The sequence below is a fragment of the Winogradskyella sp. SM1960 genome (assembly GCF_020179375.1).
Classification (GTDB): domain Bacteria; phylum Bacteroidota; class Bacteroidia; order Flavobacteriales; family Flavobacteriaceae; genus Winogradskyella; species Winogradskyella marina.
Genome location: NZ_JAICBG010000005.1, coordinates 230,392 through 250,538 on the forward strand (window position 1 = coordinate 230,392; position 20,147 = coordinate 250,538).

The 20,147-nt window shown below is 33.8% G+C and carries 20 protein-coding genes; 7 read left to right on the forward strand and 13 right to left on the reverse strand.

The annotated features are described in order from the left end of the window. Positions 1-4: 4 nt before the first annotated feature. From K1X16_RS13385 to K1X16_RS13400, 4 genes are all read left to right on the forward strand, one after another. A complete protein-coding gene (locus tag K1X16_RS13385; RefSeq protein WP_195871157.1) occupies positions 5-442 on the forward strand; it encodes a hypothetical protein in 438 nt (145 codons plus the stop codon). A gap of 6 nt (positions 443-448) precedes the next feature. Beyond that, entirely contained in the window at positions 449-1,084 is a 636-nt protein-coding gene (locus tag K1X16_RS13390) for an ExbD/TolR family protein (RefSeq protein WP_195871158.1), read from the forward strand. 12 nt (positions 1,085-1,096) lie between these two features. After that, the gene (locus K1X16_RS13395; RefSeq protein WP_195871159.1) at positions 1,097-1,561 is read left to right on the forward strand and encodes an ExbD/TolR family protein; all 465 of its coding nucleotides are present in this window, start codon (positions 1,097-1,099) and stop codon (positions 1,559-1,561) included. A gap of 180 nt (positions 1,562-1,741) precedes the next feature. Further along, positions 1,742-2,440, forward strand: coding sequence for a porin family protein (locus tag K1X16_RS13400; protein ID WP_225036763.1), 699 nt, complete (start codon positions 1,742-1,744; stop codon positions 2,438-2,440). Here K1X16_RS13400 and K1X16_RS13405 read toward each other — a convergent pair. The 13 genes from K1X16_RS13405 to K1X16_RS13465 all read right to left on the reverse strand — a co-directional run bounded on the left by K1X16_RS13405 (position 2,435) and on the right by K1X16_RS13465 (position 16,028). Continuing rightward, complete coding sequence (locus tag K1X16_RS13405; protein ID WP_225036764.1) at positions 2,435-3,043, reverse strand: hypothetical protein; 609 nt, start codon at positions 3,041-3,043, stop codon at positions 2,435-2,437. The genes K1X16_RS13400 and K1X16_RS13405 overlap by 6 nt on opposite strands. Positions 3,044-3,052: 9 nt before the next feature. Next, on the reverse strand, positions 3,053-4,519 hold the full coding sequence (gene rpoN, locus K1X16_RS13410; RefSeq protein WP_195871162.1) for an RNA polymerase factor sigma-54: 1,467 nt from the start codon (positions 4,517-4,519) through the stop codon (positions 3,053-3,055). Positions 4,520-4,647: 128 nt separating this feature from the next. Further along, on the reverse strand, positions 4,648-6,081 hold the full coding sequence (gene asnS, locus K1X16_RS13415; RefSeq protein ID WP_225036765.1) for an asparagine--tRNA ligase: 1,434 nt from the start codon (positions 6,079-6,081) through the stop codon (positions 4,648-4,650). A 34-nt stretch (positions 6,082-6,115) separates the two neighbouring features. Then, the gene (locus K1X16_RS13420) at positions 6,116-8,524 is read right to left on the reverse strand and encodes an efflux RND transporter permease subunit (RefSeq protein ID WP_195871164.1); all 2,409 of its coding nucleotides are present in this window, start codon (positions 8,522-8,524) and stop codon (positions 6,116-6,118) included. Positions 8,525-8,692: 168 nt separating this feature from the next. Further along, complete coding sequence (locus tag K1X16_RS13425) at positions 8,693-9,973, reverse strand: DUF5686 family protein (RefSeq protein ID WP_225036766.1); 1,281 nt, start codon at positions 9,971-9,973, stop codon at positions 8,693-8,695. Positions 9,974-10,102: 129 nt separating this feature from the next. Beyond that, the gene (gene frr, locus K1X16_RS13430; protein WP_195871166.1) at positions 10,103-10,657 is read right to left on the reverse strand and encodes a ribosome recycling factor; all 555 of its coding nucleotides are present in this window, start codon (positions 10,655-10,657) and stop codon (positions 10,103-10,105) included. A gap of 45 nt (positions 10,658-10,702) precedes the next feature. Then, positions 10,703-11,410, reverse strand: a complete 708-nt coding sequence (pyrH, locus tag K1X16_RS13435) for a UMP kinase (RefSeq protein ID WP_195871167.1) — start codon at positions 11,408-11,410, stop codon at positions 10,703-10,705. A 256-nt stretch (positions 11,411-11,666) separates the two neighbouring features. Then, complete coding sequence (gene tsf / locus K1X16_RS13440; RefSeq protein WP_195871168.1) at positions 11,667-12,641, reverse strand: translation elongation factor Ts; 975 nt, start codon at positions 12,639-12,641, stop codon at positions 11,667-11,669. Positions 12,642-12,724: 83 nt separating this feature from the next. Then, positions 12,725-13,552 carry a 30S ribosomal protein S2 gene (gene rpsB / locus K1X16_RS13445; protein WP_225036767.1) on the reverse strand — a complete coding sequence of 276 codons (828 nt, stop codon included), beginning with the start codon at positions 13,550-13,552 and terminating at the stop codon, positions 12,725-12,727. Between the two features lie 309 nt (positions 13,553-13,861). Beyond that, positions 13,862-14,248, reverse strand: coding sequence for a 30S ribosomal protein S9 (rpsI, locus tag K1X16_RS13450; RefSeq protein ID WP_195871170.1), 387 nt, complete (start codon positions 14,246-14,248; stop codon positions 13,862-13,864). Beyond that, complete coding sequence (gene rplM, locus K1X16_RS13455; protein ID WP_225036768.1) at positions 14,248-14,703, reverse strand: 50S ribosomal protein L13; 456 nt, start codon at positions 14,701-14,703, stop codon at positions 14,248-14,250. Before rplM ends, rpsI begins: the two co-directional genes overlap by 1 nt. 159 nt (positions 14,704-14,862) lie before the next feature. Continuing rightward, positions 14,863-15,834 carry an L-threonylcarbamoyladenylate synthase gene (locus tag K1X16_RS13460; RefSeq protein ID WP_225036769.1) on the reverse strand — a complete coding sequence of 324 codons (972 nt, stop codon included), beginning with the start codon at positions 15,832-15,834 and terminating at the stop codon, positions 14,863-14,865. 44 nt (positions 15,835-15,878) lie between these two features. Further along, positions 15,879-16,028: a hypothetical protein gene (locus tag K1X16_RS13465; RefSeq protein ID WP_225036770.1), complete on the reverse strand. Its 150-nt coding sequence runs from the start codon at positions 16,026-16,028 to the stop codon at positions 15,879-15,881. A 167-nt stretch (positions 16,029-16,195) separates the two neighbouring features. On the opposite strand from K1X16_RS13465, the gene K1X16_RS13470 reads away from it, so the two are divergent. The 3 genes from K1X16_RS13470 to K1X16_RS13480 all read left to right on the forward strand — a co-directional run bounded on the left by K1X16_RS13470 (position 16,196) and on the right by K1X16_RS13480 (position 19,935). Beyond that, complete coding sequence (locus K1X16_RS13470) at positions 16,196-17,827, forward strand: ABC-F family ATP-binding cassette domain-containing protein (RefSeq protein WP_225036771.1); 1,632 nt, start codon at positions 16,196-16,198, stop codon at positions 17,825-17,827. A gap of 462 nt (positions 17,828-18,289) precedes the next feature. Beyond that, on the forward strand, positions 18,290-19,216 hold the full coding sequence (locus K1X16_RS13475) for a T9SS type A sorting domain-containing protein (RefSeq protein WP_225036772.1): 927 nt from the start codon (positions 18,290-18,292) through the stop codon (positions 19,214-19,216). 350 nt (positions 19,217-19,566) lie between these two features. After that, positions 19,567-19,935, forward strand: coding sequence for an endonuclease domain-containing protein (locus K1X16_RS13480; RefSeq protein WP_225036773.1), 369 nt, complete (start codon positions 19,567-19,569; stop codon positions 19,933-19,935). Positions 19,936-20,147 lie beyond the last annotated feature (212 nt).

The following is a 20,147-nucleotide window of genomic DNA, read 5'->3' on the forward strand; positions in this document are numbered from 1 at the left end:
AATTATGCACAAAATATTTAAAATAGTAGCCGCACTCCTTGCTTTATTTGGTATCATTTCTCTTGTGAGAATTTTAGCTGCCGGAAACGAAGCCATGGAAACGGGTGAAAAAGCAGGTCTATTTGAGCCTATGGCTTGGACAGCTTACATTATATTAGGATTGGTTGTGCTGTTTGTAGTGGTTTTTGTTTTAAAGAATCTCTTTACAAATACAGCGTCCTTAAAAAGTACCTTAATTGGTGTTGGTGCATTTGCAGCAGTATTAATTATTGCGTACGTAATTTCTGGAGGAGATATAACACCTTACAAAAATGGTGACGAAATGGCAACAGCTGGAGAGTCACATATGGTAGGAGCAGGCCTAATAGCATTTTATATACTATTAGCAGTTGCTGCAATAACCATGATGTTTTCAGGAGTTAAAAAAGTAATCAGTAAATAATATAAAATGGCAAAAAGAGCAGCACCCGAAGTAAATGCAGGATCAATGGCTGACATTGCCTTCTTATTACTCATATTTTTCTTAGTAACAACAACTATTGAGAAAGACAAAGGATTATTAAGAAGTTTGCCACCTATTGATGACACCGAAGTTGAACCGCCAGTTATTAAACAAAAAAATCTATTTACGGTTAACATTAACCGTAACAACCAACTCTTAGTTGAAGAGGAAGAAATTCCAATTACAGAACTAAGACAAGCGACCATAGATTTTTTAGATAATGGAGGTGGAACAAACCAAGCTGGTGAGTCATGTGATTATTGTAAAGGAGAACGTTCAGAGGCTTCCTCTGATCATCCTGACAAAGCAATTATCTCAATGAAACACGATAGAGAAACTACTTATGAGAAGTACATAGAAGTACAAAATGAGTTAGTTGCAGCTTATAACTTTTTAAGAGAGCGTGAGGCAACGAGACTATATAGTCAGTATTACCCTAATGCAGAAAAAGTATTTACTGCAATGCTTGAAGAGAAGGAGAAAAATCAATTTAGTAAGGATGAAGTACTTAATGAACGTATAGAAACCATTAAGAAGTTATTCCCAATGAAATTGTCAGAAGCAGAACCAGATAAAAAATAAAACGTAACAAATATGTCTAAGTTTAGAAAAAAAGATAAAGGAGGCTTGCCAGCAATTTCAACGGCATCACTTCCAGATATTGTATTTATGTTGCTTTTCTTTTTTATGGTTGCAACTGTAATGAGAGACAGTTCGCTAATGGTTGAAAACCAAATGCCAAATGCAGATCAAGTAGAAAAGCTTAAAAAAGATAGAACTATTTTTATCTTTGCAGGTAAACCTAGTAGTCAGTATAAGCAGTTTGGGCAAGAACCTAGAATTCAATTTAATGATGCGTTTATTACTGTAGAAGATGTTCAGTCTTCGGTAAGTCAAGGTATTGTTGAAATGAATGAAGAATTGCAAAGTAAAGTAGTTATTGGCCTTAAAGTTGATAAAAATACCAACGCTGGTTTAGTATCAGATATTAAGCAAGAACTACGTAAGGCGAATGCATTAAAAGTAATGTATATCTCCAATAATCAAAAAGTAGAATAATATAATATCTTAATTTTATATATAAAGCGTCCTGAGCAATCGGGACGTTTTTTTGTTTAATAGCTATTAAAGATTTTGTAGCTTTATCACTAGGCTAGGTACGCATGAAATATATTATTACCGATAAAATTAACTATTTGGATTGCAATACTAGCATTTAAAATAAATAGATATCACCGCATGAAAAGTTATCTTTTACTTTTACTATCCTTAGTCGGCTATTTTGGGTCTTCTCAACAAGATAACACAGATACCAACGTTCTCTATGAAAATTATAGAGAGGACCAATTTTATGCTTCCGTTACTTACAACATACTAAATAAAAAACCAGACGGTATTGCTCAAAGTGGTTTTTCCTCTGGATTTCACTTTGGTTTTATTAGAGATATGCCAATTAACAACAATCGAAATGTGGCAATTGGTCTAGGTATTGGTGCTTCAACGAATTCGTATAACCAAAGAAACGTATTAATTGAAGATATTGATAACACCGTTAACTTCACTAATATAGACGAAGGTGATTATAATGTATCTAAAAATAAGTTTACAACATATTTAGTTGAGGTTCCTTTAGAAATTAGATGGAGAACATCTAATGCTAGTGATTATAACTTTTGGCGTATTTATACCGGATTTAAAGTAGGTTATTTGCTGTATAATTCTTCTAATTTTAAAAGTGAAGTTACAGATGTGAAACTTAGTAATAGTGATGGGTTTAATACGATTCAATATGGTTTAACCTTGAGTGCTGGTTATAGCACATGGAATTTTCATGTATATTATGGTTTAAACCCTATCTTCGATAACGGTATTCAGTTTGAAGGTGAGCAAATAGATATGAAATCGTTAAAAATTGGCTTGATGTTTTATATTCTATAACCAATAATTAAGCAAAATAAGTTGTGGCACTAAACCTGTAAAAACCCCTAAAATTAATTCTTGAGACGTATGCGCTTTTAGGTGTAAGCGGGAAGTAGCAATAGCACCTAGAATAATCATCATTAGCGCAATAGTGCCATTAATATTAATGTGATAATGCAAACTTATTGCCACGGCAAACATAAAAAAGCCTGAAGCCGCAATCATATGAATACTAGCCTTAATTTTAAAGACAGCGAGTATAAAACAGGTTAAGGTTGAGAATAAAATGCCTAAAAAGAAGAAATAAAGCTCTATTATTTCATCTGGTGTAAGTACACGTAATAAAATCAATACTAAAATAATACAGTTAATAAACAGTGGTATTAAGCGTTCTTTAGTGCTTTTTAGATATATAGAATTAACTTTATTAATTGTTTTTAATAGAAAGAATAACAGAATCGGTAGAATGATGGTAAGAATAACAATCGAGAATATTTTCGCATTTCTTACTGGAACTGGAATAAAACGAGGTGTTTTGGAAAAATAAAAAAGGATACCCAATAATGGCATTATTAATGGGTGAAAAACAAACGATATACTTTTTAAAATAAAATCTTTCATCCAAACTTCCTAAAGTTCTTTTCTTAAACGTGCCACAGGAATATCTAATTGCTCTCTGTATTTTGCTACGGTTCGTCTAGCAATTGGATAGCCTTTTTCTTTTAAGATTTTAGAAAGTGCTTCGTCAGTTAAAGGTTTCTTTTTACTTTCTTCGTCTATAACTGTTTCTAGAATTTTTTTAATTTCTCGTGTAGAGACTTCTTCACCTTGATCGTTGGTCATAGATTCTGAGAAGAATTCTTTAATCAATTTGGTGCCATAAGGTGTATCTACATATTTACTATTAGCAACACGAGATATTGTTGAAACATCCATTTCTATTTCGTCTGCAATATCCTTTAAAATCATTGGACGCAAATTGCGCTCATCACCCGTTAAGAAATATTCTTTTTGGTAATGCATAATAGAACTCATGGTTACAAATAACGTCTGTTGACGTTGCCTAACGGCTTCAATAAACCATTTTGCAGCATCTAACTTTTGTTTAATGAACATGACAGCATCCTTTTGAGATTTAGACTTTTCTTTAGTCTCTTTATACCCTTTAAGCATGTTGTTATATTCTCTAGAAACGTGCAGTTCTGGTGCATTTCTACCATTTAAGGTCAATTCTAATTCGCCATCTACAATTTTTATCGCAAAATCTGGAACAATATGCTCTACAATTTTATTATTACCAGCATACGATCCACCTGGTTTCGGATTTAAACGTTCGACTTCTTCAATGGCATCTTTTAATTGTTCTTCGTCAATATTGAACTTTTGCATTAATTTTTTATAATGCTTTTTAGTAAATTGTTCAAAGGCTTTATCTATAATGTGTGTTGCCAACTCTACATCTGGATGCTGTTCTTTTCGATGCAACTGAATACTTAAACACTCTTGAAGATTTCGAGCACCAACTCCTGCAGGATCTAATTGATGTACAATACCTAAGACCTTTTCAACGTCCTCTTCTGTAGTGTATACATTCTGAGTGAAGGCTAAGTCGTCAGTAATATCAGCTAAAGAGCGACGTATATAACCGCTTTCATCTACACTTCCGACTAAGAAATAAGCAATTTCTTCTTCTTGGTCAGATAAACGAAACGTGTTTAACTGATTGATTAAATGTTGAGTAAAGGATGTTCCTGCAGCATATGGTACAGTTTTTTCTTCGTCATCTGCGCTGTAATTGCTGGCTCGAGTACGATAATCTGGGATTTCATCGTCACTTAGATACTCGTCAATATTAATTTCTTCAGTGTCTATGGTTTCATTGTCGTCATACTCTGTTTCTGAATTATCAAATTCATCAAAATTGTCCTCAGAAGCTTCCGATTCTTTTCCTGTATCTAAGGCAGGGTTTTCCTCTAACTCTTGCTTTAAACGTTGTTCAAACGCTTGTGTAGGTAGCTGAATCAACTTCATAAGCTGAATCTGCTGTGGAGACAACTTTTGTGAAAGTTTAAACTGTAAAAACTGTTTTAAGGACATAAAATTTCTGTTGACTATAAATGTAATAAAACTATTTGATTTCTACCTATTTGTCACACTGAGCGTAACCGAAGTGTCAATTAAATGAGTTTTTAAGGACTTAGACTGCGCTCAGCCAAACATTTATTTTAAAACTCTGCATTCTGAGGTGTTCTAGGATAAGGAATTACATCTCTAATATTTCCCATACCTGTAGCAAACATAACTAATCGCTCAAAGCCTAATCCAAAACCAGAGTGTACAGCGGTTCCGTATTTACGTAGGTCTAAATACCACCATAATTCTTCTTCAGGTATATCTAAGGCTTTCATCTTTTCTTTTAAAACCTCTAAACGTTCTTCACGTTGCGATCCTCCAACCATTTCACCAATGCCTGGGAACAAAATATCCATGGCTCTTACGGTTTTACCATCGTCATTTAAACGCATGTAAAACGCTTTAATGTCTGCAGGATAATCGAATAAAATTACAGGACATTTAAAGTGCTTTTCTACTAAGAAACGTTCGTGTTCAGACTGTAGGTCTGCACCCCATTCTGTAATAATATAATTGAATTTTTTCTTTTTGTTAGGCTTAGAATTTTTTAGAATATCAATAGCTTCAGTATAGCTAACACGCTTAAAGTTATTATCGACTACGAACTTAATTTTTTCAATTAAATTCATAGGGCTTCGCTCTGCTTGCGGTAATTTCTTTTCGGCGTCTTGTAAGCGTTTGTCTAAAAATTCTAAATCCTCTTTATTATGTTCTAAGACATAGCCTAGAACAGATTTCATAAAATCTTCAGCCAAATCCATATTACCTGCCAAATCCATGAATGCAACTTCTGGTTCAATCATCCAGAACTCTGCAAGGTGACGTGTTGTATTAGAGTTTTCGGCCCTAAAAGTTGGTCCAAAAGTATACACTTTCCCTAAAGACATGGCGTAAGTTTCAGCTTCGAGTTGCCCAGAAACGGTTAAATTAGTTTCCTTCCCGAAGAAGTCTTCTTTATAATTTACAGATCCATCTTCATTTAATGGTGGTTTTTTTGCATCTAAATTTGAAACTTTAAACATCTCACCAGCTCCTTCTGCATCACTACCTGTTATAATAGGTGTGTGCATGTAGTTGAAACCGTTCTCATTAAAATATTTATGAACCGCAAAAGATAAAGACGAGCGTAAACGCATTACAGCGCTAAACGTATTTGTTCTGGTGCGTAAATGTGCGTTTTCTCTCAAGAATTCAAATGAGTGCTTTTTAGGTTGAATAGGGTAGGTTTCAGGATCAGAATCCCCTAAAACCTCTAAAGTTTTTACAACTATTTCTACAGATTGCCCCTTGCCTTGGCTTTCAACCAATTCTCCAGTAACATGTAGTGAAGCTCCTGTGGTGACACGCTTTAAAAGTGCTTCGTCAAAATTTTCAAAATCGACAACACATTGAATATTATTAATGGTAGAACCGTCATTTAAAGCGATAAATCGGTTAGCTCTAAACGTTCTTACCCAACCTTTAATTGAAACATCTTGTAAGGTGACATCTTGTGATAATAATTGTGCTACAGTTTTTGAATTCATTTTATAAATAATTTTTGAATGCTAAAATATGTTTTTAATCTTTTTGTTCTTTATGGTCGTCATCAGTATCCTCTGATGCAATAATATTAATCGAAGGTTCTCTTAACACTTCTTTATTAGCAATATTTCGTTCTAAAGATAATAATAGTGAAGGTAATAATAGCAAGTTAGATAGCATTGCAAATAGTAAGGTTATAGAAACCAAAGCTCCTAACGCTACTGTACCACCGAAACTTGAAATGGTAAATACCGAGAATCCGAAGAATAATACAATAGAGGTATAAATCATACTCACTCCAGTTTCTCTAAGTGCACCATAGACGGATTTTCTTATTTTCCAGTTGTTGGCTTGTAGCTCTTGTCTGTATTTTGCTAAAAAGTGAATGGTATCGTCTACAGAAATACCAAAGGCAATACTAAATACCAAAATGGTTGAAGGCTTTATTGGTACACCAACATAACCCATTATACCAGCGGTTACTAAAAGTGGTAATAGATTTGGAATTAACGATACAATTATCATTCTAAATGAACGGAACAAATACGCCATAAATAACGCAATAAGTATAATGGCAAGCGTTAATGAAATGGCTAAATTTTTAACCAGATATTTGGTTCCTTTTTGAAACACTAAAGCTTTTCCTGTAATAATAACGTCATAGCGCTCTTTCGGAAATAGCTTGTTTATTTCATCTTGAAGATCTTCTTGAATACGCTCCATTTTATTAGTACCAACATCTTTCATAAATGTTGTGATACGTGCATATTGCCCTGTGCTATCCACAAAATTGCTAAGCATATCTACATTAGAAGATGAGTTTTTAGCATAAGACAAGATGAAACTATTTTCTTGACTTGTTGGTAGTTGGTAGTATTTCGGGTTTCCGTTGTAATAGGCTTGCTTGCTATATTTTACCAAACTGACTACTGAAATTGGTCGCGATAATTCCGGAATGTCGTAAATTAATTCTTCAAGCTCATCCATACGTTTTAAAGTCGCTAATTTCATAACTCCTTTTTTACGTTTGGTATCTATCATAATTTCTAATGGCATAATACCATTAAATTCAGATTCAAAAAACCGAATATCTTTAAAAAACTCTGTGTCTTGAGGCATATCTTCAATGAGACTTCCAGAAATTTTAATCTGATGAATACCAATAATACTTGCTATAAGCAAGATGAGTGTTGTAATATAAATGGTGATTTTTTTGTTCTTCACCATGGATTCCATCCAACCTACAAAAGCACCAATCCATTGTTTGTTTAAATGTTCGAGGTGGCGTTTTTTAGGATAAGGTAAAAACGTGTACATTATAGGAATAATGAGTAAACACAATATAAAAATTGCCAGAATACTCAAGGATGCTACAATACCAAATTCTTTAAGTAAGGTGCTTTCTGTGAGCATAAATGTGGCAAAACCAGATGCTGTTGTTACATTGGTCATTAAAGTTGCATTACCCACTTTGGTAATGACACGTTGTAAGGATTTTACTTTGTTTCCATGCGATTTTACTTCGTGCTGAAACTTATTGATTAAGAAAATACAATTCGGTATTCCGATGACAATTATGAGGGGTGGAATTAATGCGGTAAGCACAGTGATTTCATAACCGAGTAAGCCTAAAATCCCAAAGGTCCACATCACGCCAATACACACTACAATAAGTGAAATAAAAGTTGCTCTAAAAGATCTAAAGAAGAAGAAGAAAATTAATGACGTTACAAATAGTGCTCCTCCAATAAAAATAGGAATTTCATCTATAATACTTTGCGAGTTTAACGTTCGGATATAAGGCATTCCAGAAACGCGTACATCGAGTCCTGTTTTTGCTTCATAGTCATCAATTTTTACTTGTAAGTGGTCTAAAATAAATGCTTTTCTTGCAGGTGTATTTATAATATCTTTCTTTAAATAGAGAGCGGTTCTAATGGTTTTAGTTTCCGCATTAAATAAAAAGTTATCATAAAAAGGGTACTGCTCAAAAAGTTCTTTTTGTAGTTGACTAAGCTCTGCACTACTCGTAATAGAATCGGTGATGAATGGCTCTAAATCAAATTTTACTTTTTCAGTGTTTTTAACTAACTTCTGAAGGTCTTTTATAGACAATACGGCATCAACTTCGTCATAACCTTTAAATGAATCGGCTAACGCATTCCAATCATTCAGTTGTTTAACTGAAAACAATGTAGAATCCTTTACACCCAATACAACAAGGTTACCTTCTTCACCAAAAATTTCTAAAAATTGGTTGTAAATAAGGTTGACTTCGTGATCGTCTGGTAATAAGTTTGCTTCGGTAGACGAAAAACGCATGTGTTTCCATTGAGAACTGAAAAACAAGGTTGCCAAAATAATGGCAATAAGCATAAAAATTTTATTACGTAGAATTAGTCTCGCAATAGCATCCCAAAAACCTGTGGTAAAAAGTTTTAACATGTTTTAGTAACTTCCTCAGAGTAAGCTCATAAGGTATTAATTGAAATCGTTCTTTAGTTTTGAATTTATGACCTCTTGAGCATTAACCGCGTTGAGTGCCAAAAATAAGCGGTAAAGGTAGAAAAAACCTAAGGAATTGTTGGTTAATTAACAGTAATATAATTTACCTTATAGTGAAATATTAAAGGTAAACTTAAAGGCCAAGTTATCTTCAAAATTAGGTAAGTGATAACCGCCATATCTATACGCAAAACTAAGCCCAAAACCGAAGATTAACTTGTTGATTTCAAAGCCAGATTCTGAATAGAGTTTATCAAGAGTATTAAACTGAATACCTTGATGTCTGTCAATGTTATTCATATCACCAATCGCATAACGTGATATGAGTACCAGTTGCGGTTTAAATCGGTTGGAAATATTAAAGGGTTTGAAGGTATGCTTTACTTGTAGCGTTGAAAATTTATCGCTAAAAAACTCATTAAAATACATGGTTTCGAAACTGTTTAATCCGGCTACTGAAAAACGTTGTAAAATGGTTTCTTTCCGAATGTTATTTGGGTAAGCGTGATACAAATGTGTAATAGGTGTGTTTCCTCCTGCAATTCCTGCTACGAGAGCAAGTCTGGTTATGGAAGAATTCTTGTGTTCGAATTGTTGTATAGTTCTAAAATTGATTTTTGAAAAATTAAAGTCACTTCCAAATACAGATTTATAGGCCTTCGTATATTGAAGTGTAAATTTAGGATAACCATCTTTAGTTTCTATGAGTTTACCATTTGTCTCAGCGAACGAACTAAAGGGACTCCATTGTAAACTAACTTTAGAAGTACTAAGGTCGTAACTACTGAAAGAGTTATTGTTTATTAGAAAGTTATAACTATAGGTCGGATCTATTTTTGAAACCGCTAATTGAGTTTCAGAAAGTAAATGGTTAGAGAATTTATGCTGTAGTGAAATTGATTTTGTAATATGTCTATGAAATAAATCAATGTTTAATAGACGTGGTTCAAAAAAGGTGAAAAAGCGTTTGTCGGTTAAAAATTTTGAACTTCCAGTTTCTTGTAAATCATCTACATAAGTGAGGTTAATCCAGGTGTCTGAAGCTTCATTTACTCTAAAACCTCCACCAATTTTATATTTAAGCGCTTTGTCTTTAAAACCATACACCAAATAACCATCTATGCGGTAGCGTTCAGAAAATCGATCATTTGTAATACCTCCTAATCCACTTCTAAAACCTTCGTATTGATTAAATTTAACAAGGTATTTTAAATCTAAATTAAAGTAATTAAAGGGTAGGTATCCATTGCCAATGTTTTTAATAAACGCTGCTCTCTTAATAGAGTCCTGTACTGTTTTTGTAGAATCTGTTTTGTTTACGTGTGGTTGCTGTGCATTGCTGTAAGATGCAAGCGTTATAATTAAAACGACAAACAGGTGCTTTCGCATTTAGGATGTTTAAATTGTGTTATTATAAAAAGAGACTGTCTAAAAAGTTAAATAAAATAATTTTGTCATGCTCAATATGACATTATAGATTACTTTTTAGACAGTCTTATATTTTTTTAAGTGTTGGGACTACACTGTCATTATTTCTTTTTCCTTAATGTCTAGGGTTTCATCAATCTTCTTTACATAAGCATCGGTTAGTTTTTGGATATCTAACTCGGCATTCTTTTGTAAATCTTCAGAAACATCAGAATCTTTAATGTCGTGATTGGCATCCTTACGAGCACTTCTTACACTAATTTTAGCATCTTCAGCTTCTACTTTGGCTTGTTTTGCAAGATTGCGTCGTCTTTCTTCAGTTAATGGCGGTACATTTATAATAATAAAGTCACCATTATTCATGGGGTTAAAACCAAGGTTAGCCAACATAATTCCACGTTCAATTTCTTGAAGCATATTTTTTTCCCATGGCTGAACCGTTATCGTTCGCCCATCTGGAGTATTGACATTAGCAACTTGGCTCAACGGTGTTTGAGAGCCATAATAATCTACCATTACACTACCTAACATCGCAGGACTAGCTTTACCTGCTCTAATATTAGTTAATTGTTTTGTTAAATGCGTCATAGCAGCATCCATGGATTCTTTTGCAGTATCGATTATAAATTTAATGTCTTCGTTCATTGTGTTAACTATTTAAGTGAGAGTTATCAAAGTTTAAGCCAAGATTTAAATATTGACTTCTGTTCCTATATTTTCTCCAGAAACTACTTTTAATAAGTTTCCTTTTTTATTCATATCAAAAACAATAATTGGCAATTCATTTTCTTGACTTAAAGTAAAAGCGGTTGTATCCATAACTTTTAGACCTTTAAGTAAAACATCTTTAAAAGAAATCTGATTAAATTTAACGGCTGAACTATCTTTTTCCGGATCGGCAGAATAAATCCCATCGACACGTGTGCCTTTTAAAATGACATCTGCTTCAATTTCTATTGCCCGTAACACAGCTGCAGAGTCTGTTGTAAAATATGGGTTTCCTGTCCCACCACCAAAAATAACAACACGACCTTTATTCAAATGACTCATTGCTTTTCGTCTAATAAACGGTTCTGCAACTTCGTTAATTTTAATCGCTGTTTGTAAACGGGTTTTAATACCTGTATCTTCTAATGCGTTTTGTAAGGCTAAACCATTTATTACTGTTGCTAACATTCCCATATGGTCGCCTTGTACACGATCCATACCATTCATAGCACCTGCAACTCCTCTAAAAATGTTACCACCACCAATGACTATAGCAACTTGGACACCTAATTCTGTAAGTTCTTTAATTTCCTTAGCGTATTCTGTAAGTCGCTCTGGATCTATACCATATTGACGGTTTCCCATTAAGGCTTCTCCAGATAGTTTTAGTAGTACTCTTTTGTATTTCATTAGTTAGTTTCTATTGCTGTTTGATGGTGTAATGTTAGTTACCAAGTCTTAATATAACTAAATTAACTTGGTTGATTTCATTGAATGATTTAATGCAGAGCAAAGCTACGTAATTATTAGCTTCTGTAAAAGTGAAAAAATTGCTAAAAAAAAAGTCATTATTCAAATGATGAATAATGACTTTTAAAGTTATATCGTTGTTTGCATTGATCCGTGTTCACTAAACATTTTAGTGAAGTTGAACTTAGCAAATTGATTATCCTACTGTAGCGCGTTTGAAACCAGTAACAGTAACATCTCCATAAGAAGCAACGTAATCAGCAACAGTTTGCTTTTCGTCTTTAATAAACTTCTGATCTAATAAACATTGTTCTTGATCTAAAGTTGTGTTATCAGAAATAAAACGCTCCATTTTACCAGGTAAAATTCTATCCCAAATTTTCTCTGGCTTACCTTCAGCTTTTAATTCTGCTTTTGCAGCTTCTTCAGCTTCAGCAATAACTTCAGGAGTTAATTGAGCCATAGAGATATAACTAGGAACATTTTTTAAGGTTTTACCTAAACGTCCTAATTCAATATTATCTTTTTCAATTACTGCGATACGAGCTTCAGTTTCTGATGCAATAAATGCAGGATCAAAATCTTTATAAGATAATGATGTTGCTCCCATAGAAGCCACTTGCATTGCTACATCTTTAACTAAGGTTTCAACGTTATCAACTTTAGCAGATAAACCTACTAAAGCAGCAATTTTATTAATATGAACGTACTGACCTACGTAAGGTGCATTTAATTTTTCAAAAGCAGTGATGTCTAATTTTTCACCAATAACTCCAGTTTGCTCAATTAATTTTTCAGAAACAGTCATACCACCAAAGTCAGCTTCTAAAAATGCTTCTTTAGTGTCATGGTTTAATGCTATTTCAGCTAATTCATTAGCTAATGCTACGAAGTTTTCGTTTTTACCAACGAAATCTGTTTCACATCCTAATACAATAGCAACACCAGCAGTGTTATCTGCATTAATTTTTGCGATTGCAGCACCTTCAGAAGACTCTCTGTCAGCTCTTTTTTCTGCAACTTTTTGACCTTTTTTACGTAAAACTTCAATAGCTTTATCAAAATCACCACCAGCTTCAACTAATGCTTTTTTACAATCCATCATACCAGCACCAGTTGCTTTTCTAAGCTTGTTTACTTCTGCTGCTGTAACTTTAACAGTGTTTTCCATAGTTTTTTGAATTTAAAAAGTCATTTAATTAATTTTCAAAATGAAAAGAACCAAATGACTTTTAATATTGTATAAATGTTATTTTATTCTTCTTCTTGAGATGCTACTGGAGCTTCTTCAGCTTTTTTAGCTGGCTTTGCTTTTGCTTCAGTTTTCTCTTCTTTTTTTGCGTCCTTTTTAGCCTCTCCTTTTTGAGATTTTGCGTCTTTTTCAGCACGTTCAGCTTTTCTTTCGTTTAAACCATCTGCAATAGCAGAAGTTACGATAGATAAGATTTTGTCTATAGATTTAGAAGCATCATCATTAGAAGGAATTAAATAATCTACTTCACGTGGGTCAGAGTTTGTATCTACCATCGCAAAGATTGGGATATTTAATTTTTGAGCTTCTTTGATGGCAATATGCTCGCGCATAATATCTACAACAAATATAGCACCTGGTAAACGTGTCATATCAGAAATAGAACCTAAATTCTTTTCTAATTTTGCACGTAAACGATTCACTTGTAAACGTTCTTTTTTAGATAAAGAGTTGAATGTACCATCTTTCTTCATTCTATCAATTGCAGCCATTTTCTTAACCGCTTTTCTGATAGTTACAAAGTTAGTTAACATTCCACCTGGCCAACGCTCTGTAATATAAGGTTGGTTTACAGCGCCTGCTTTCTCAGCAACGATGTCTTTAGCTTGTTTTTTTGTTGCAACGAATAAGATTTTCTTTCCTGATGCTGCTATTTTAGCTAAAGCTTCAGAAGTTTCTTCAATTTTTGCTGCTGTTTTGTAAAGGTTGATAATATGGATACCGTTACGTTCCATATAAATGTAAGGAGCCATGTTTGGGTTCCACTTACGTGTAAGGTGACCGAAGTGTACACCTGCTTCAAGTAATTCTTTTACTTCTACTTTTTCCATGTTGTAATAGTTTACGTTCTGTTAAATTAGCAATGTTCCATTTGGCTTTTAGCGCTTTGCTATTGACTGTTGGCTTCATTTAGATGCTAAACTGTAATCCTGAACTCGTTTCAGGACCTTTAATTTTAATTTTTTACCAAATAAAATTTGGTAGTTCTCAATAATGAGATTCCGATTTTAAATCGGAATTAGTTCAACTAAGAAATTTTTAAATTATTGCTATGCAATTTTAAAAACTTGAGTTTCACTAATAAAAAATAATAATCCAGAACCTGCCGAAGCAGATTCTGAATAAAAAATTGTTGGATATTAACGTTTCGAGAATTGGAATTTCTTACGCGCTTTCTTCTGACCGAATTTCTTACGCTCTACCATTCTTGGGTCTCTCGTTAATAGACCTTCTGGCTTTAATACTAGTCTGTTTTCAGGATCTAGTTCGCACATTGCACGACTTAATCCTAAACGTATTGCTTCTGCCTGGCCGGTGATACCACCTCCATATACGTTAACAGTAATATCAAAGTTGCCATCATTGTTAGTCAAGGCTAAAGGTTGGTTTACTTTGTACTGCAATGTTGCTGTACTAAAATAATCCGCCATGTCTTTTTTGTTCACCGTGATTTTACCTTTTCCTTCGGCAACGTACACACGAGCAACAGCCGTCTTTCTACGGCCAATTTTGTGAATTACTTCCATTAGTTAATTTCGTTTAATTTCATTGCTTTTGGTTTTTGAGCTGCATGTGCATGCTCTGTTCCATTAACAACAGTTAGATTTCTAAAAAGGGTTGCTCCTAATTTGTTTTTAGGCAACATTCCTTTTACTGACTTCTCTACTAATCTGCTTGGGTCTTTCTCAAACAATTCAGTAGCTGTCAGACTTTTTTGTCCACCTGGATAACCTGTGTGACGGATGTAACTTTTTTCCGTCCATTTGTTTCCAGTTAAGTTGATTTTTTCCGCATTGATAACAACAACGTTATCACCGCAATCAACGTGTGGCGTAAAATTAGGTTTGTGCTTACCTCTTAAAAGTATTGCTACTCTTGAAGCTAAGCGACCTAAAGTTTGTCCTTCAGCATCAACTAAAATCCACTCCTTATTAACGGTAGCTTTGTTAGCTGAAACTGTTTTGTAGCTTAATGTATCCACACTAATTTGATTTATAATTGTGTCTTAAATAACACAATAGATTAAACATTCCTCTTCAAAAAAGAGTTTGCAAATTTACGATAAACTATTGATTTACCAAACCTTGTTGGTAATATTTTTATACTGAAAATCAGCAGGTTTAAAAAAAGAGACTGTAGGTTAGTTTTTTGTAGCTCTAGTGAGTCTGTCATTTATTGATTTTCCTAAGCCAAAATCTGGAAATTCTTCTGCTATAATTAGATCTAAATGTTCTGTGTCTAATTGATGTAATGCATTATATAATTTTGACGCCGCTTCTTCTAAGCTTCCTAACTTAGATAAAACGATTTGTGTCTTTATAGAAGTACTTTCAATTTTAGATGTAAACACTAAGACTCCAATGCGTTTATTGGGATAGCGTTTAATGGTTTCTAAAACGTTATCTGTTAGAACCGTTTTTGTCTTTGGAGCATAATGCCGTGCTAACATACCTGGAGCATCCGGAATGTCTGCAGTCTCACTTTTTACTGAATTTTTAATGTCAACGTGTCCGACAACCGTTTCAATAGCTTCAATAGCTGTTGAGCCTAATCTGTAAATTATAGGCTCGTCATTTTCAAAACCTATTATAGTAGATTCTATACCACTTGTACAGGCTCCACCATCTAAAACCATTTTAATAGTGTCTTTAAAATAGGTGTCTACATGTTGTGCTGTGGTTGGACTAATACTGCTAAATGGATTTGCACTTGGAGCTGCTAAAGGAAACTCTAGTCGTCTTAATAATTCTAATGTAGTGGGATGATTTGGAACACGAACAGCAACCGTGTCTTTTCCTCCGGTTATTAAATCTGGAATTATCGCTTTCTTTTTTAACACTAAGGTTATAGGACCTGGCCAAAAGGCTTCAGCTAATAATTGTGCTTTTACAGGAATATGATCTACAATAGTTGAAAGTTCATCGATAGACGAAATATGAACTATTAAAGGATTAAAAAATGGACGTTTCTTAGTTTCAAAAATAGATGTTATCGCCTTTTCACTGTAGATGTTTCCTGCCAATCCATAAACCGTTTCGGTTGGGATAGCAACAATGTCTTCAGCTGTTAAAAGTTGAATGGCTTTTGATATGTCTTTTGAAATGATACTCATAATCGTATGATACGACTACAAAATTACTTCAAAATCTATTACCTCTATGATTTGAGCCGTTTATTTTTGTTTTCTTGTTTTTGTTGATACAAGGCATAACCTAAGACAGCCATTTCGATGCCTAAGATGGCGATTTTGGCTTTTTTACTTTTCGTTAATGCACTAGTTAATCCTAAAACTTTAGTGATAATCATAATTATAAGGTGATTTTTGAATTGATATAAAGATAAAAGGATTTATACTCATGACTTAGCTGAAATAATATCACAATTAACTGAAATACGAACACATATTATTTTTATCTGCATATGAATAATAATGCCTGACCATTTAGTAGTTTTGCATTTTTAAAATTTAGAATATGATTTCAGTCGATAATTTAGCCGTAGAATTTAGTGGTCAAACCCTTTTCAGTGATGTGTCTTTTACCATTAACGAAAATGATAAAATTGCCTTAATGGGCAAAAATGGAGCAGGAAAATCGACCATGATGAAAATTATTGCAGGTGTTCAAAGTGCCACTCGTGGTAATGTGAGATGTCCAAAGGAGGCTGTTATCGCTTATTTGCCTCAGCATTTGTTAACCGAAGATAATACCACTGTTTTTGACGAAGCGTCTAAAGCTTTTGCGCATGTGTTTGAAATGCGTGACGAAATGGATGCGCTGAATAAACAGTTAGAAACCAGAACGGATTACGAATCTGACGACTACATGAAAATCATTGAACGTGTCTCAGATTTAGGTGAAAAATATTATGCGTTAGAAGATGTTAACTACGATGCTGAAGTTGAAAAAGCCTTAAAAGGTTTAGGATTCAAACAAGAAGATTTTACAAGACAAACCAATGAATTTTCTGGTGGTTACCGTATGCGAATTGAATTGGCAAAAATTTTACTTCAGAAACCAGATTTAATTTTATTAGATGAGCCAACCAACCATATCGATATTGAATCGGTTATTTGGTTAGAAGACTTTTTAGTGAATAAAGCCAAAGCTGTTTTAGTGATTTCACACGATAGAGCGTTTATCGATAATATAACAAATCGTACGATTGAAGTGACCATGGGACGCATCTACGATTACAAAGCGAATTACACGCATTATTTACAACTGCGTGAAGATAGACGTGCGCACCAAATAAAAGCCTATGAAGAACAACAGAAATTTATTGCAGATAACATGCAATTTATTGAGCGTTTTAAAGGCACATATTCTAAAACCAATCAAGTATCGTCAAGAGAGCGTATGCTCGAAAAGCTAGAACGCATTGAAATTGATGAGATTGACACCTCAGCATTGCGCTTGCGATTTCCGGCAACACAACGTTCTGGCGATTATCCTGTGACGGTAAAGGAAGTTTCAAAATCTTATGACGACCATGTCGTGTTTAAAGAGGCTAGCATGTCTATTGCACGAGGTGAAAAAGTGTGTTTTGTAGGTCGAAATGGTGAAGGAAAATCTACTATGATTAAAGCCATTTTAGGCGAAATTGATGTGGAAGGCACTTGCGCTTTGGGTCATAATGTTAAGGTTGGGTATTTTGCGCAGAACCAAGCGGCTTTGTTAGATGAAGATTTAACTGTTTTTCAAACCGTAGATGATGTGGCTAAAGGCGATGTAAGAACACAAATAAAAAATATTTTAGGTGGTTTTATGTTCCGTGGCGATGATGTAGAGAAAAAAGTAAGTGTATTATCTGGAGGTGAAAAAACCAGATTGGCCATGGTAAAACTCTTATTAGAACCAGTTAATTTATTAATTCTCGATGAGCCAACCAATCACTTAGATTTAAAGTCGAAAGATGTATTAAAAGAAGCGCTTCAAAATTTTGATGGTACTTTAATATTAGTCTCTCACGATAGAGATTTTCTTCAAGGATTATCTAAAAAGGTCTTTGAGTTTAAAGAAAAACGTGTGATTGAACACTTTGAAACTATTGATGATTTCTTAGCTAGAAATAGAGTAGAGAGTTTGAAAGGATTGGATCTTTAATACTGGGCCTATAGCTTATTTGTAGACGTATTACAACCCTTAAATTACCCAAGCAAGCTACTAATATATTGTTAAAAGGAATCATTAGAATTAAAACTATTTGCGGATCTTACAAAGTGATAACTTTAGGTCATGTTTTCAGTTTTTAATATAGATTGTGACATATTCGCGGTTGATTCGGAGTACACGCGGAGTACACGCGGAGTACACACGGAGTATATACGGGTGAACCTTTACTTGGTAGTGCTAGATATAGGACATCGTGGTTTTCTATCCGTTGTAATGATAGTGTTAATAGATATCATTGATAAGTATTAAAATTATAGCGTTATAAAAAAACCACAACTATCGTTAGGTGTCAGTAACTCAATTAACTACTGATTTCGGTGTTTTTCAAGTGTTAATTGTTTCGTATTTGTGTTGTGATTATATTAATTTTATGGCTCTAAACAATAAAAAAATATGATAAAAAATTACGCAATTGGCCTCATGTTATTGCTTACAGGAGGCGTTTTTAGTCAGGAAACAATTTCCTTTGAAACTAGTGAATCTTATACTTTAGGAACGCTAAACAACCAAAATGGTTGGGAAGTAACAGAAGGTGGTGAAGACGGTTTTATACAAAATCAGGTAGTTTCAGATGAGGAAGCAACTGATGGAACTTATTCCTTTAAAAATTCTTATGAGCCAAGTTTTGGTGCTCAATTTGCTCCAATCTTTGGTGCTGCAAAAAACTTTGACACTCCAAGATCATTTGAGGATTTTACATTCTCTTATGATGTTATGGTTACAGAAACTGGTGGAGCTGATTTTGAAGTGACCTTATTTGGTATTGATGCTAATGACGACTTTGTTCCAATAGCTGGTATCGCTATGGAAAATAGGGGTTTGATTTATACCATTGATAATATTTATTTTGGCGCGTTTTATATTGACGATGCCGAGTGGACTCCAAACACCTGGTTAAACATTAAAATTGAAGTGACTGCAGCAGAGTTAAAGTATTATTTAAATGATGTTTTAGTGCACACACGTAGCAATTTTACGTCTGTTGCTATTTTAGGTTTTAATATGCTGCATAACAATTATGGTGGTGATGCTTATTACGATAATTTTAGTTATGAAAGCGGTACCTTAAGTGTTGACGACTTTGCGGATGCCTCAGCATTGCGTATTTATCCAAATCCGGTTGCTGATGAATTACAAATAAATGGCATTCAGAAGGAAGCGATAACACAGTTGTCTGTTTATAATTTAAATGGACAGCAATTAATGGAAAGTACTTCTGTTGATGCACTAGATGTTAGTCGTCTTGTTTCTGGAGTTTATATGTTAAACGTGGTTACCAATGATGGTAAAACACATACAGAAAAGCTTTTGAAGAAGTAGAATAAAGCAATGTCTTTATTTAGTAGCCTTGATTATTATATAATCAAGGCTTTTTTTGTTTGGTAATTTTTTAAATTACTGTGGTTTAGTGTTTTGTTGGTTGTTGGAGAGAAGGTCGGGGAATTGCGTGATAAATAGGAGGAACAACTTTGAAATTATTCTTGAACAGTCATGAACACCCCTAAGGTCCCCTCAAGGGGACATTCTAAACCAACAAACAAAAGTGTAAAAAATTAAATTTATTTTACCAATACCCAATCTGATATCCTATGAATATTCTATTTTCCTTTATCAAATGTCCCCTTGAGGGGACTTTAGGGGTGTAAATAGATAAGTGGTAAATTAATAAAATGAAAAACAAAATCATTCCATACAACCCAGACCTAAAGGAACGTGCTAGGCAGTTAAGAAAAAGTAGCACCTTACAAGAAGTTTTGCTGTGGCAACATATAAAACAGCGTGCTTATGGTGTTCAGTTTCATAGACAAGTTCCTATGTTAAATTACATTGTAGATTTTTATTGTCATGAAATACGATTGGTAATTGAAATTGATGGCGATAGTCATGAGTATAATTTTCAATATGACGCTAAACGGCAAAGTGAATTAGAGGCTTATGATGTTACTTTTTTGAGGTTTTCTAACGATGACGTTAAAAAGAATATGTTTAGTGTGTTGTTGGTTATTGAGGAGAGGGTTGGGGAATTGCGTGATAAATAGGAGGAACAACTTTGAAATTATTTTTGAACAGTCATGAACACCCCTAAGGTCCCCTCAAGGGGACATTCTAAACCAACAAAGAAAAGTGTGAAAAATTAAATTTATTTTACCAATACCCAAACGGTAAACCCTGTGAATATTCTATTTTCTTTTATCAAATGTCCCTTTGAGGGGACTTTAGGGGTGTAGGAAGAATACCTTAATTGTATAGT

Excerpts from the sequence above, each read along its gene's own strand:
- K1X16_RS13385 (WP_195871157.1), top strand. The coding sequence starts at position 5 with ATGCACAAAATATTTAAAATAGTAGCCGCACTCCTTGCTTTATTTGGT.
- K1X16_RS13390 (WP_195871158.1), top strand. The coding sequence starts at position 449 with ATGGCAAAAAGAGCAGCACCCGAAGTAAATGCAGGATCAATGGCTGAC.
- K1X16_RS13395 (WP_195871159.1), top strand. The coding sequence starts at position 1,097 with ATGTCTAAGTTTAGAAAAAAAGATAAAGGAGGCTTGCCAGCAATTTCA.
- K1X16_RS13400 (WP_225036763.1), top strand. The coding sequence starts at position 1,742 with ATGAAAAGTTATCTTTTACTTTTACTATCCTTAGTCGGCTATTTTGGG.
- K1X16_RS13405 (WP_225036764.1), bottom strand. The coding sequence starts at position 3,043 with ATGAAAGATTTTATTTTAAAAAGTATATCGTTTGTTTTTCACCCATTA.
- rpoN (WP_195871162.1), bottom strand. The coding sequence starts at position 4,519 with ATGTCCTTAAAACAGTTTTTACAGTTTAAACTTTCACAAAAGTTGTCT.
- asnS (WP_225036765.1), bottom strand. The coding sequence starts at position 6,081 with ATGAATTCAAAAACTGTAGCACAATTATTATCACAAGATGTCACCTTA.
- K1X16_RS13420 (WP_195871164.1), bottom strand. The coding sequence starts at position 8,524 with ATGTTAAAACTTTTTACCACAGGTTTTTGGGATGCTATTGCGAGACTA.
- K1X16_RS13425 (WP_225036766.1), bottom strand. The coding sequence starts at position 9,973 with ATGCGAAAGCACCTGTTTGTCGTTTTAATTATAACGCTTGCATCTTAC.
- frr (WP_195871166.1), bottom strand. The coding sequence starts at position 10,657 with ATGAACGAAGACATTAAATTTATAATCGATACTGCAAAAGAATCCATG.
- pyrH (WP_195871167.1), bottom strand. The coding sequence starts at position 11,410 with ATGAAATACAAAAGAGTACTACTAAAACTATCTGGAGAAGCCTTAATG.
- tsf (WP_195871168.1), bottom strand. The coding sequence starts at position 12,641 with ATGGAAAACACTGTTAAAGTTACAGCAGCAGAAGTAAACAAGCTTAGA.
- rpsB (WP_225036767.1), bottom strand. The coding sequence starts at position 13,552 with ATGGAAAAAGTAGAAGTAAAAGAATTACTTGAAGCAGGTGTACACTTC.
- rpsI (WP_195871170.1), bottom strand. The coding sequence starts at position 14,248 with ATGGAAGTAATTCACAAAATTGGCCGTAGAAAGACGGCTGTTGCTCGT.
- K1X16_RS13460 (WP_225036769.1), bottom strand. The coding sequence starts at position 15,834 with ATGAGTATCATTTCAAAAGACATATCAAAAGCCATTCAACTTTTAACA.
- K1X16_RS13465 (WP_225036770.1), bottom strand. The coding sequence starts at position 16,028 with ATGATTATCACTAAAGTTTTAGGATTAACTAGTGCATTAACGAAAAGT.
- K1X16_RS13470 (WP_225036771.1), top strand. The coding sequence starts at position 16,196 with ATGATTTCAGTCGATAATTTAGCCGTAGAATTTAGTGGTCAAACCCTT.
- K1X16_RS13475 (WP_225036772.1), top strand. The coding sequence starts at position 18,290 with ATGATAAAAAATTACGCAATTGGCCTCATGTTATTGCTTACAGGAGGC.
- K1X16_RS13480 (WP_225036773.1), top strand. The coding sequence starts at position 19,567 with ATGAAAAACAAAATCATTCCATACAACCCAGACCTAAAGGAACGTGCT.